The sequence below is a fragment of the Chryseobacterium contaminans genome, from assembly GCF_001684955.1.
Taxonomy (GTDB): domain Bacteria; phylum Bacteroidota; class Bacteroidia; order Flavobacteriales; family Weeksellaceae; genus Chryseobacterium; species Chryseobacterium contaminans.
In genome coordinates, this window is sequence record NZ_MAYF01000068.1 from 49,311 (window position 1) to 61,809 (window position 12,499).

Here is a 12,499-nt window from a genome sequence, read left to right on the forward strand (position 1 = left end):
ATTGATTAAGTAATTATGAAAAAAAGAATTTTACTAGTTTGTGCATTGGCAGCTGGGCTGTCTAGCTTTAATGCACAGAGGTGGACGCCAGCCTCACAAAAAACGTCCGAAGTAAGAAAAGACGTAGAAGTTCAGTATTCTTACAGATTGGATTTACAATCTCTTAGAAATACTTTAAAAAACGCTGTAGAAACAGGGAAAGGAGCTCAGGCAGTGATCATTTCTTTACCTACAGCAGAGGGGAAAATTGAAAAATTTGCTGTATATAGTGATCCTGTAATGGAGAAATCTATGGCGGATAAATATCAGTTGGGTTCTTATATCGGAACAGGAATAGATGACCCTTCTAAATACTTAAGATTCAGTACTTCTCCAAGAGATATGCAATCCATGATTATCAAAGATGGAAAGTTTGAATTTATTGAACCTATTACTACTGATAAGCAGGTTTATGGGGTTTTCTATAAAACAAAAAGAACAGAGGGAGAACATGGTTTTGAATGTACAACAGAAGAAAAGAATCCAATAGATATAAAATCTCTGGAAGCTTTCGGGAAAAAGAATCTTTCTAATATAAACGTAGGTATTGCTAACAGACCGGCAAGTACAAAATATAGAACTTATAGATTAGCTCTTTCCGCAACAGGAGAATATACTCAATATTTCATGACCGAGGCAGGAGTACCTGCTACAGCAACAGATGATGAAAAAAGAGCTCCGGCACTTGCTGCTATGAATAATACAATGACGCGTGTAAACGGAATTTTTCAGAAAGATTTTGCAATTAAAGCAATTATTCAGGATCTTCCAAATATCATCTTTATAAACCCCACTTCTGACCCTTATACTGGTAACTTAAATCTACAGTTACAGCAGACATTGACTCAACAGGTAGGCAATGCTAACTATGATATGGGACATGTATTCAATGCCGCAGGAGGTAACGGTAATGCTGGAGGAATAGGAACAACATGTGTTAACCCTGCAACTTCAACCTCTTTAGCGAAAGGTTCTGCATTTACACAGAATACAACTCCAAAAGGTGATGCCTTTGATATTGATTATGTAGCTCATGAAATGGGACACCAGCTGGGAGCAAACCATACATTCTCTCATACTTCAGAAGGATCAGGAGTAAATATTGAACCGGGAGGGGGTACTACTATAATGGGATATGCTGGAATTACAGGTGATAATGTACAGGCTTTCACAGATGCTTATTTTCATTATTCATCCATAAACCAGGTATTAAACAAGTTGGATAGTAAGACAACATGCGGAGTATGGCAGGATATAACAACCAATACAGCACCTGTAATTTCTCCTCTTAATGCTACTTACAGCATTCCTAAAGGAACGGCATATTATTTAGATGCTACAGCTACAGATGCAGACCCACTTAATTATACATGGGAGCAATACGATAGCGTTGATGGAGTACATTCTATTTCAGGAGATACGGGTTGGGGATATAATTCTCACGGAGCATTAACAAGATCTTATTTTGGAACTACTAGCGGTAGAAGATACTTCCCAAGCCTTCCTAGTGTAATGTCTGGAAAACTTACAGATAAAGACAAATGGGAAAGTGTTTCCTATGTTCCTAGACTATTAAATTACGCAGTAACTGTTAGAGACGGAAACGTTACTCCAATGTTAGTTTCGGCAGAAACTAAAGTAGACGTTAAGCAAGATGGACCTTTCAAGTTTAAAGGTCTTACAGATGCTTCCGTATTATATAACAATGCCACCAACACCATTTCATGGGATGTAGTAAATACAAATAATGCACCGTATAATGTAGCTAACGTAAAAATTGAATATACAACAGATCTTACAAACGGAGCATCATGGACAGAGCTTGTAGCTTCTACCCCTAATACAGGAAGTTATACTGCTCAGATGCCTTCAGGTTTAACAGGGGCTATCAAATTGAGAATTTCGGCTATTGGAAATATATTCTATGCTGTATCACCTAAGGTAACTATTGGTGCTGCACCAACTTCAACTACTGCTGCACCAACTGGAGTGGCTGCTACTGCTGCAGAGATATCTAAAAATTCAGCTGTTATAGGATGGAATTCGGTTCCTGGTGCTACGTATTCTATTAATTATAGAAAGGCAGGTACTACAAACTGGACGAACGTAACAAGCCCTGTTAACTCAGTGTCATTAGGCTCTCTTGAAGATGAAACCAACTATGAGGTTCAGGTTGCAGCAGTGGTGAATACCGTTGCAGGAACTTTCTCTCCTAATTATACATTTAAGACAAAGGGATTAAAAACTGGAGCAGATTATTGCTTAATGAGCAGTGGTGGAAACAGCTTTGCAAACTTTGCTCTTAACAGTGGTTTGGCTAAGCTGGATATAGCTAATTTAGCGTATTTAGATGCTACTTATAAGAGTATTTTTAGAACCTATTTAGATTTTAGTGAAGATGCAAGTAAATTGATTAACCTGATTAAAGGAGTACAATACAATTTATCTTATATCAACATTGGTAACGAAATCGGAGATGCAAACTATCCGGATATTGTAGAAGTATGGATTGATTACAACAGAAATGGTGTTTTTGAAAGTACAGAGAAAGTTGGTTCTAAAAGTGGCGTGCCTGACCCGAACTCTTTACATGCAGGAACAATAACCTTTACTGTTCCGGCTGATGCTTACTCAGGTGATAAAACTTTAAGAATGAGAGTGGCGAGTTCTTCTTTTGTTCCATTTAGTGGACCATGTGGTAGCCCAGTGTACTTAGAAGGTGGAGGTTCATATTCTTATGGCTCATTCAAAGATTTCTCAGTTAAGATCACAGAGACATTAGGAACAGACGAAGTAAAAGGAGCAAAAGCTTCATCAGAAATTTCTATCTATCCTAACCCTGCAGATACTTTCGTAGAAGTGAAAAACCTTAAAGGTAAGGCAGATTACAAAATCTACTCTGCTGACGGAAGATTAGTTCAGGAAGGTCAGATTGACGGTCAGAGAATTAATGTGGCTTCATTAATCAAAGGTATGTATGTGGTAACGATCAAAGATGACAAAAACACTTACAATACTAAGCTTATTAAAAAATAATAAAGCTAAATAAATTGTAGAAAGGCCGGGCAAATGCCCGGCCTTTTTCTTTAGATAAACTTCAGAAAAACTGAATGTTAACAGATGTTTCGTTTTTCGTTCAAAAAAATTAACTTTACGGAGACAAAAATTATTGGAATGCGAAAAACAATTTCTGTGAAAAAGCCCGATTTTAGTATATCTCCCCAGCAAAGAGAAATTTATAACTTTGAAAAAGACGGGTTAGAACTTAAATCATCTTATGAAAAAAAGGATGTAAAAGATGAATCGTTAACACAGACTTCTCCAGGCATTGAACCTTACCTGAGAGGCCCGTATTCCACCATGTATGTTCAAAAGCCATGGACGATCCGTCAGTATGCCGGTTTCTCCACAGCTGAAGAATCCAATGCCTTTTACAGAAGAAATCTTGCCGCCGGACAAAAAGGACTTTCCGTAGCCTTTGACCTTGCGACTCACAGAGGATATGATTCCGACCACGCAAGAGTTGTAGGGGATGTAGGAAAAGCCGGCGTAGCCATCGATTCAGTGGAAGATATGAAGATCCTTTTTAACGAAATTCCGTTAGACCAGATTTCCGTTTCCATGACAATGAATGGGGCCGTACTTCCAATCTTGTCTTTCTACATCGTAGCAGCAGAAGAACAAGGCGTAAAACAAGAACTGCTTTCAGGAACGATCCAGAATGATATTTTGAAAGAGTTCATGGTAAGAAATACTTACATTTATCCACCTGCACCATCTATGAAGATCATTGCAGATATTTTTGAATACACTTCACAGAACATTCCGAAATTCAACTCTATTTCCATTTCAGGATACCATATGCAGGAAGCAGGAGCCACTCCGGTACTGGAAATGGCTTATACCCTTGCAGACGGCCTTGAATACGTAAGAACAGGAATTAAAGCAGGAATGAACGTAGACGATTTCGCTCCACGTTTATCATTCTTCTGGGCAATCGGGATGAATCACTTCATGGAAATTGCTAAAATGCGTGCTGCAAGATATATATGGGCTAACCTTTTAAAACAGTTTGACCCCAAGAATCCAAAATCTTTAGCATTAAGAACCCACTCCCAAACTTCAGGATGGTCATTAACAGAACAGGAGCCTTTCAATAATATCACAAGAACTGCCATTGAAGCATTATCTTCAGCATTAGGAGGAACACAATCATTACATACCAATGCGCTGGATGAAGCCATCGCTCTTCCTACTGATTATTCAGCTAAAATTGCAAGAAATACGCAAATCATCCTTCAGCAGGAAAGCGGAATTTGTGATGTAGTAGATCCGATGGGAGGAAGTAGCCTTGTAGAAAGCCTTACACAGCAGATGATTGAAGAAGCGATGAGGTATATTGATGAGGTGGAGCAGGAAGGTGGAATGACCAAAGCCATTGAAGCCGGTATTCCGAAAATGAGAATTGAAGAAGCTGCCGCGAAAAAGCAGGCTAAGATCGATAGTGGGGAAGAATTCATCATTGGAGTAAACTCATTCAAATCATCTTTAAAACAAGATGAAATCGAGATTCTTGATATTGATAACACTGAAGTTCGTAGAAAGCAGATTGAACGATTAAATACCATCAAAGCAGAGAGAAGCTCTGAAGCTGTAACAGAAATCCTGAACGAAATTCGCGAAAGCGCGAAAACAGGAAAAGGAAACCTGCTGGCACTTTGTATTGAAGCTGCAAGAAGAAGAGCTACTCTTGGTGAAATGAGTGATGCCATGGAAGAAACATTCGGAAGATATAAAGCAAACATTAAAACAATCTCTGGAGTATACGCTATGAATGCCGGTAAAAATGAATACTTTGAAAAAGCCCTTAATCTCACTCAAAAGTTTGAAGAAGAAGAAGGACGCCGCCCAAGAATTATGGTGGCTAAAATGGGACAGGATGGTCACGACAGAGGCGCAAAAGTAGTAGCAACCGCATTTGCTGATATGGGATTTGATGTTGACGTAGCTCCATTATTCCAGACTCCTGAAGAAGTGGCAAAACAGGCTGTAGAAAACGATATTCACATTCTGGGAGTATCTTCACTGGCTGCAGGGCACAAAACATTAGTTCCACAAGTAGTAGGAGAACTCAAAAAACTGGGTGCAGATGATATTACCATCGTAGTAGGCGGGGTTATTCCACAGCAGGATTATGAATTTCTTTACGCCAACGGGGCAGATTTCATTTTTGGTCCTGGAACCAATCTGCCAAAATGTGCAGTGGAAATCCTGGAAAGATTTTTAGAAAACTAATCCCAAAAAACTTTAATTTTCATCAGGAAATTAAAAGCATATCTATGGGTTTAAAAAATAGACTAAAGCCTACGAAGAAAAAGCTGATTTTCTTCGTAGGCTTTCTCTTTACAGGGATTCTGATATTTGTTTTTGGAAAGAAAGAGGATCGAACTGTACAAAATTCACCTGTTCCTGCAGATAGCGTACAGGTTAAGCAACATTTATTAGCACTTACCCAGACTCCAAAATTCCGGAACCATAAAAATATAGATCAATTAAATGCTGTTGCAGATTATATTCATCAAACATTCGGGATGTATAGTGACAGCGTTGGTTTTCAAAAATATAAGGTGGAGGGAAATGAATACAAAAATATAATCTGTTCCTTTGGAACTGAAAACAGTAAAAGAATAGTAATCGGAGCTCATTATGACGTTTGTGGAGACCAGCAGGGAGCAGACGATAACGCTACCGGAGTTACAGCACTTCTGGAGCTGGCAAGAATGCTTCAAAATCAAAAACTCCAGTATAGAGTGGATCTTGTTGCTTATACATTAGAAGAACCGCCTTATTTCAGAACAGAAAACATGGGCAGCTATGTTCATGCAAAATATTTAAAAGATAACAATATTGATGTATATGGAATGGCTAGTGTAGAAATGATCGGTTACTTTAAAGATGAAAAGGGATCTCAGGATTTTCCTATAAGTGTTCTTTCCTGGATTTATGGAAACAAAGGTGATTTTATTACTTTAGTGAAAAAGTTCAGTGGAGCAGGGCCGTTCGTAGGAAACTTTATAGATCATTTTAAGGAATCAAATCAGATAAAGGCAGAAACATTTCCGGCCCCAAAGTTTGTAGGTGGTGTAGACTATTCCGATCATTTGAATTATTGGAAGTTTGATTTTCCGGCACTCATGATTACCGATACCTCCTTCTTTAGAAACAAAAACTATCACAAAACTACAGATACTTTGGAAACCCTTGATATCAAGAGAATGACTAAGGTTATAGACGCTATTTTCCTCAGTATTATTCACCTTAAGTGAAAAAAAATATTTGGATTATCAGAAAAATTAATATATTTGCACCTGAAAATCAAGTTTAACCATTTAAAAACAACGAAGCAATGTTCAGAACTAATCAGAATTTTACAGTTGGATTACCCCTTATGGTGGTAAGGCTTCGCGGTTTGGTACATTCTTAGAATAATAGTACAATACAATATCAAAACCCGAAGTCGTAGAAATTTCGGGTTTTTTATTGCGCAATATTTCAAACCCACGTTTCCCCGAAATCTTTTTAAGTGTTTTTAAGAACAAAATAGTTGAGGCTATAACCTTAAAACTATACCTGTTCATCATTATTAATTCATTCAACTAATATTTTAGTTGATTAAGGAAATAGATTAGAACAAATCTGGAATTCCGGATCTTGTATATGATATCCTGTGTCTTACATGGAAAATGATAACCTTCTGTCTTATCGGCTGAGAAGCCTGAGAAGCAGAAAAAGAACAATAAGAAAAGATGTAGAAAAACAGATAAGAAAAAAGTATCAACGTAGTAAAGAACTTTGGAAGATAAGAAGAAACATTCCGTTAATTCCCTTAGATCAACCTTATCAGAAAGGATTTATTAGATTCTTTGTCGTAAGGGATGATGTAAAACGATCCAAAGACGGAGATTTTTTTGAAAGTATTTTGAAAAAAATAAATACTTCCATGTTTTCCGAGACCCGAAAATTCTTGCAAAAGAAGAAAAAATTCGGGCGAAGAATATATGTAGAAAAAAGACAGAAGCTTGATCGCATTTACTCATGGGAATGGGATCATCCAAAATACGGGTTCACAGCAAGAGAAAGACAGTTCTTTGCGAAACACGAAAGCTATTGCCCGAAAAGAAAGACATCTGAGATATACTACGAATTTACTGAGCCGTGGAGATTTACCCTGCGGATAAGACCTAATATGATTACTCATTACAAACCGGTAGACTTAGCATTGGAAAAAGAGTATGCAGATTTGGAGTCTTATTTATGGCAGCATAAAGTTGTGGGAATTGTCAACAAAACAATTCATGGTAAATCATATTCATGGAAATCAAAAAAAGAAGATACTCCTCTTATTAAAAGTAAAAAATACTTTCACTACAAAATGTCTGCAACAGAGATTGCAGAAAGTTTTTTGGACGAAAAGTCCATCATTTAAAACAAAAAACAATGGGAAATTTAAAACTAAAAGGAAAAGATATATTAAAACTGGGCTATCCAAATAATCAAAGCGTAAACGTAGCCCTGGAAGTCATGAAGAGAAATTTTGCAACTAAGAATATCCATTATGTGAAATCTCTTTTAAAGGAAATTCTGATCAATCCGGAACAATTCGAAAAAGATTTGACTTTCGGACAGATTGCAGAAACCTTACTTTCATCCAAAAAAACAGAAAAAAGGATGCTGAATCCGCAGCGTGCAGACTTTCATATCTTCGGGAATAATATCTCAGAAGAAGCGAAAAATCAGTTGTACACCGCACTAAAGCTTCCGGTTTCTGTTCAGGGCGCATTGATGCCTGATGCTCATAGCGGCTATGGCCTTCCGATCGGAGGTGTTTTAGCCGTAGAAAATGCAGTAATTCCTTATGGAGTAGGAATGGACATCGGCTGTAGAATGAGCCTGAGTATTTTGGATACCCCCGTTTCATATCTGAATGGGGCGAGGGATAAATATGAAAAAGCCCTTGCCGAACATACAAAATTCGGGATGTATGAGACCCATAAATCTCATATAGACCACGAAATCTTCGAGAGAGATACCTTTGATATGATTCCTATTCTGAGAAGATTAAAAGGAAAAGCTATCAAACAGATGGGATCTTCAGGAGGCGGAAATCACTTTGTGGAATTTGGAGAAGTGGAAATTACTGAGGAAGATGAACAAATCGGCTTACCGAAAGGTAAATACCTTGGAATTCTTTCACACAGCGGCTCACGCGGATTGGGAGCTGAGATTGCCCAATACTATTCAAGAGTAGCAGTAGAGCAATGCCCGTTACCTAAGGAAGCACAGCAATTCGCCTGGCTGGATTTGAGTACCCATCTTGGTTTGGAATATTGGACCGCAATGAACCTTGCAGGAGACTATGCTTCAGCCTGTCATGATGATATTCACAGAAGGCTGGTAAAAGCAGTAGGAGGAAGAGTAAAAGCCAGAATTGAGAACCATCACAACTTCGCATGGAAAGAAATTCACAACGGAAAAGAAGTGATTGTTCACAGAAAAGGAGCCACTCCGGCCAATGAAAATGAGTTAGGTATGATTCCGGGATCTATGACTGCCAAAGGATTTATTGTGCGTGGAAAAGGAAATCCGGATTCACTGAACTCAGCTTCGCACGGAGCCGGTAGAGCACATTCAAGAGGAGAATGCCGAAGTCTTTTCACCCAAAATGACATCAAAAAAGAATTAAAGCTTAAAGATGTTACCCTAATGGGTGGAAATACAGAAGAAGCACCAATGGCTTATAAAGATATTTATGAAGTGATGAATGCACAAAGCGAACTGGTAGATATCCTGGGAACATTCCAGCCGAGAATTGTGAGAATGGACAGATAAATGGTAGAAATGATTAGTTGGTAAGAATATTAATTAAGTGCCAAACCTTATAGGTTTCAAAAGCCTGTAAGGTTTTCATAAAAAGCATATCATATATCCAGCCTTTTATTAGTTAATCATTTGAAAAACAGTTTTCTGTAAAAAATAGAGTTATCAATTAAAAACAAAAAAATGGGAGCACCTCATAACATAAAAAGATATGGAGAACTCTGGCCGGAATTTAGAATCCACTCAGGGCTTGAAATATTAGAAAAATTAAAAAACAAAGTTATTATATCCGGCGGATGGGCATGGCACTTTATGTCTGAAAAAGGGCATACAGAATATAAACATGCTCATGATCATAAAGATATAGATGTTTTTGTAAAGAAAGAAAACGTAGCTGAAGTAGTCATCATTCTTCAACAAGAAGGGTTTCAGAAAGTCTGGACCCGCTACGACCATCTTCCGAGTGAAGAAAACTTCAGACGCTATGAAAAAACAGTAGAATTGGAAAATGAAAAGTATCACAGAATCACCATCGATTTCTTTGAAAGAAATGATCTTGAAACAGTCGAATCTAATGGATTTACAGTGGTAAAACCTGATCTTTTACTTTCATTCTACAGGAATATTCACTCCAGCGATAAATGCTGGGCAGTAATGGCTGCAAAAGAATTATTACAAAAGGGAATAAATCCTGTTGGTCATCCCTTATTAAGTAAAATACCAGAATAACAATGGAAAAATTAATACAGATCACTTCAGGAAGAGGACCTTTAGAATGCCAATGGGTAGTATCTAAGGTTTTGAAAGCTTTTCTTGAAGAAACAAAAGATAATAATATAGATTGCGAGATTATTCATCGGGAGAATGGAGATGTAAATATGACTGTGAAATCAATAACCGTGCTTCTGAAAGGAAAGAAGCTCGATGAGTTCTTGAAAACATGGTTAGGAACAATTTGCTGGGAAGGAAAAAGTACATTCAGGAAACTGCATAAAAGGAGCAAATGGTTCATCGGTATATTCGAGTTGGAGAATCTGGAAGCGGTAAATTTCAATGAAAGAGATATCAGGTTTCAGACCGCCAGAAGCCAGGGAAGCGGCGGGCAGAATGTCAATAAAGTAAATACAGCCGTTCGTGCCATTCATATACCCACCAATGAATCCGTATTTGTACAGGATACAAGATCTCAGTTGCAGAATAAAAATTTATCTGTTATCAGATTAAAAGAAAAAGTAATGGGAACTTATATTCAGCAGTTGGAGCATAGAATGAAAGAAACCTGGAACCAACATCTTCAGGTAGAACGCGGGAATCCGGTCCGCACATTCTCCGGAACAGATTTTAAAAGTAATTATCAGGATAAATCCTATAAAAAACAAAGGAATGCCCTTAAACAGAATTTAAAAAATTACAGTAATGACCTTAACTAAAAATAAATACTATTTTGAAGCTCTGGACTACTTTCCTTACAACATGTCCGAATGTCTGGATGCTCTTAACTATGCTCTTTCCTATGAACCTGAAGATGCAGACAGCCTATGTCTGATGGGAAGAGTATATTCAGAAGTGTTAAGAGACTATGAAACAGCAAAAAAATATTTTGAAGAAGCCATGCAGAGCAATATTGGGAATGTGAATACACCTAAATATTATATTGAATGTCTGTTAAGCAATGAAGACTATGAAGAAGCAGGAAAACTCATTGATTATGCTCTAAAAATGAAGGGTATAGATAAAGCAGAAATTTTTAATTGCAAATCTCTTTTACTGGAAAGAAAAGGAGAATATAAACAAGCCATGGAACAGCTTAAAGAGGCAAAAAAGTTCAGTTTTTACAGAAGTACACTTGAAATTTTAGAGGACAGGGAGAAATTGATTCAGAATAAGATGCCTAAGACAAGAACAAGGAAAAAAGCAGAGTAATGCAATCTTTTAATTAAAGAAAATAAGCTTTCATTTGAAAGCTTATTTTTTATTAACAGAGATCAGATAGTCATAAACCATTTGATGTTGATCATCACTAAGCTTGGCTTTAGGAGCCATTCTGCTTAGAGTGTTGATCCAGCCCTGGTTGTCATGCTTGGTAGGTTCCGGCAGTTTATGGCATTTTGCACAGGAATTTTCAAAAATGGTTTTTCCTTGTGCCAACTGCTCGGATGAGGTATACTTAGGACCTGTTACAGCCGTACTTTTAGGACCGCAGGATACCAGAAATGCTGATGCTGCAATGCCGCTTAAGATTAACTTTTTCATACCTTTATTATTTTGTTGGGTGAATTACTTTTTCACAGAAACAATATAATCATAAACCCATTTGTGCTGCTCGTCTGTTAATTTAGCCTTTGGAGCCATTGCATTCATAATGCCAACCCATTGTACAGAATTATGAGAAGTAGGATCAGGCAGTTTATGACATTTTCCACACGAGTTTTCAAAAATAGTTTTTCCCTGGGCAATCTCTTCAGCTGTAGAAGTGGAGGTTCCTGCAGTAGCTGCAGATGTTGAAGCCTTTGGTGTACAGGAAACTAATAAAATAGCAGTGAATGATGCCGCAGCAATGAGTTTTTTCATGTTTCTTATTTTGATAGATAACAAATGTAATAAATTCCCAACCCCGTTGATACCGTGTGCTGTAGTTTTAATTTAGAAGAAATAAAAATTGAAACAAAGTAAATAATAAAATACAGTGCTTTCCATTATCATCGTTTTATTGGGTCATTAACGATGAACTATTGACCATTCCCATTTTAATTGTTAATTTTGAATCAATGAAATTTTCTACAGAAGAACTTATTGAGGGGATACAGTCAGGAAACAAACGTCTGATTGCAAAGGCTATTACTTTAGTTGAAAGTAAAAAGGCTGAACATAGGGCACAGGCGGAAGACCTTCTGAAAAGAATCATGCCTTTAGCAGGAAATTCAATAAGAGTTGGAGTAACCGGAGTGCCTGGTGCCGGAAAATCTACATTTATTGAAAGTTTCGGCAGATTGGCCATAGCCCAGGGTAAGAAAGTGGCTGTACTTGCTATTGATCCAAGTTCTTCAATCAATAAAGGAAGTATTCTGGGAGATAAAACCCGTATGGAAGAACTGGCAAAAGAAGAAAATGCATTCATCAGACCTTCCCCAAGCTCAGGATTTTTGGGTGGTGTGGCCAATACCACTTTTGAAACCATGATGATCTGTGAAGTCGCCGGTTACGATTATATCCTTATTGAAACCGTTGGGGTAGGACAATCTGAAGTTTTAGTGGCAGATATTACTGATGTTTTTCTATTCCTTAAGATTATTGGCGGAGGTGATGAACTGCAAGGAATAAAGCGTGGGATCATGGAAATGGTAGACGTTATCTTCATTAATAAAGTAGATCAGGATAATCTTCAAAAGGCAAAAAATACAAGACTCGAATTAAAAAGAGCCCTGGATTTTATTCCGCCAAAAGAAAAAGGCTGGAAGATTCCCGTGTTGCTGGGTTCTGCTTTACACAATGAAGGGCTCCAGGAAACTTATGATACAATCTCCGAGTTTATCAACTTGAAAAAGAAAACCGGCCGTTTTGAAGAAATTCGTACCCAACAGGC

The 12,499-nt window shown here is 37.5% G+C and carries 11 protein-coding genes; 9 read left to right on the plus strand and 2 right to left on the minus strand.

The window, feature by feature from the left end; all coding sequences use genetic code 11:
* Nucleotides 1-15: 15 nt before the first annotated feature.
* The 8 genes from BBH99_RS05780 to BBH99_RS05815 all read left to right on the plus strand — a co-directional run bounded on the left by BBH99_RS05780 (nucleotide 16) and on the right by BBH99_RS05815 (nucleotide 10,839).
* A complete protein-coding gene (locus BBH99_RS05780) occupies nucleotides 16-3,075 on the plus strand; it encodes a reprolysin-like metallopeptidase (protein ID WP_066693217.1) in 3,060 nt (1,019 codons plus the stop codon).
* A gap of 138 nt (nucleotides 3,076-3,213) precedes the next feature.
* The gene (scpA, locus tag BBH99_RS05785) at nucleotides 3,214-5,334 is read left to right on the plus strand and encodes a methylmalonyl-CoA mutase (RefSeq protein WP_066693242.1); all 2,121 of its coding nucleotides are present in this window, start codon (nucleotides 3,214-3,216) and stop codon (nucleotides 5,332-5,334) included.
* 44 nt (nucleotides 5,335-5,378) lie between these two features.
* Entirely contained in the window at nucleotides 5,379-6,365 is a 987-nt protein-coding gene (locus BBH99_RS05790; RefSeq protein WP_083188756.1) for a M28 family peptidase, read from the plus strand.
* A gap of 410 nt (nucleotides 6,366-6,775) precedes the next feature.
* Nucleotides 6,776-7,525 (plus strand): hypothetical protein, encoded by a 750-nt coding sequence (locus BBH99_RS05795; RefSeq protein WP_066693219.1) that lies wholly within the window; start codon nucleotides 6,776-6,778, stop codon nucleotides 7,523-7,525.
* 11 nt (nucleotides 7,526-7,536) lie between these two features.
* The gene (locus BBH99_RS05800; RefSeq protein WP_066693221.1) at nucleotides 7,537-8,928 is read left to right on the plus strand and encodes an RtcB family protein; all 1,392 of its coding nucleotides are present in this window, start codon (nucleotides 7,537-7,539) and stop codon (nucleotides 8,926-8,928) included.
* A gap of 171 nt (nucleotides 8,929-9,099) precedes the next feature.
* On the plus strand, nucleotides 9,100-9,645 hold the full coding sequence (locus BBH99_RS05805; protein ID WP_066693223.1) for a nucleotidyltransferase domain-containing protein: 546 nt from the start codon (nucleotides 9,100-9,102) through the stop codon (nucleotides 9,643-9,645).
* A gap of 2 nt (nucleotides 9,646-9,647) precedes the next feature.
* Nucleotides 9,648-10,346: a peptide chain release factor H gene (prfH, locus tag BBH99_RS05810; protein WP_066693225.1), complete on the plus strand. Its 699-nt coding sequence runs from the start codon at nucleotides 9,648-9,650 to the stop codon at nucleotides 10,344-10,346.
* Complete coding sequence (locus BBH99_RS05815; RefSeq protein WP_066693228.1) at nucleotides 10,333-10,839, plus strand: tetratricopeptide repeat protein; 507 nt, start codon at nucleotides 10,333-10,335, stop codon at nucleotides 10,837-10,839. The genes prfH and BBH99_RS05815 overlap by 14 nt, the downstream gene beginning before the upstream one ends.
* Before the next feature lie 42 nt (nucleotides 10,840-10,881).
* On the opposite strand, the gene BBH99_RS05820 is transcribed toward BBH99_RS05815, so the two are convergent.
* Nucleotides 10,882-11,169, minus strand: coding sequence for a c-type cytochrome (locus BBH99_RS05820; protein ID WP_045501485.1), 288 nt, complete (start codon nucleotides 11,167-11,169; stop codon nucleotides 10,882-10,884).
* A gap of 24 nt (nucleotides 11,170-11,193) precedes the next feature.
* Entirely contained in the window at nucleotides 11,194-11,487 is a 294-nt protein-coding gene (locus BBH99_RS05825; protein ID WP_066693231.1) for a c-type cytochrome, read from the minus strand.
* Between the two features lie 197 nt (nucleotides 11,488-11,684).
* On the opposite strand from BBH99_RS05825, the gene meaB reads away from it, so the two are divergent.
* Nucleotides 11,685-12,499: methylmalonyl Co-A mutase-associated GTPase MeaB (gene meaB / locus BBH99_RS05830; protein ID WP_066693234.1), on the plus strand; the 815-nt coding region annotated here is incomplete at its 3' end.

What these genes read in the sequence shown, in the direction of transcription:
- BBH99_RS05780 (WP_066693217.1), top strand. Translation starts at nt 16, where the DNA reads ATGAAAAAAAGAATTTTACTAGTTTGTGCATTGGCAGCTGGGCTGTCT.
- BBH99_RS05815 (WP_066693228.1), top strand. Translation starts at nt 10,333, where the DNA reads ATGACCTTAACTAAAAATAAATACTATTTTGAAGCTCTGGACTACTTT.
- BBH99_RS05825 (WP_066693231.1), bottom strand. Translation starts at nt 11,487, where the DNA reads ATGAAAAAACTCATTGCTGCGGCATCATTCACTGCTATTTTATTAGTT.
- BBH99_RS05795 (WP_066693219.1), top strand. Translation starts at nt 6,776, where the DNA reads ATGGAAAATGATAACCTTCTGTCTTATCGGCTGAGAAGCCTGAGAAGC.
- BBH99_RS05820 (WP_045501485.1), bottom strand. Translation starts at nt 11,169, where the DNA reads ATGAAAAAGTTAATCTTAAGCGGCATTGCAGCATCAGCATTTCTGGTA.
- BBH99_RS05790 (WP_083188756.1), top strand. Translation starts at nt 5,379, where the DNA reads ATGGGTTTAAAAAATAGACTAAAGCCTACGAAGAAAAAGCTGATTTTC.
- scpA (WP_066693242.1), top strand. Translation starts at nt 3,214, where the DNA reads ATGCGAAAAACAATTTCTGTGAAAAAGCCCGATTTTAGTATATCTCCC.
- BBH99_RS05805 (WP_066693223.1), top strand. Translation starts at nt 9,100, where the DNA reads ATGGGAGCACCTCATAACATAAAAAGATATGGAGAACTCTGGCCGGAA.
- BBH99_RS05800 (WP_066693221.1), top strand. Translation starts at nt 7,537, where the DNA reads ATGGGAAATTTAAAACTAAAAGGAAAAGATATATTAAAACTGGGCTAT.
- prfH (WP_066693225.1), top strand. Translation starts at nt 9,648, where the DNA reads ATGGAAAAATTAATACAGATCACTTCAGGAAGAGGACCTTTAGAATGC.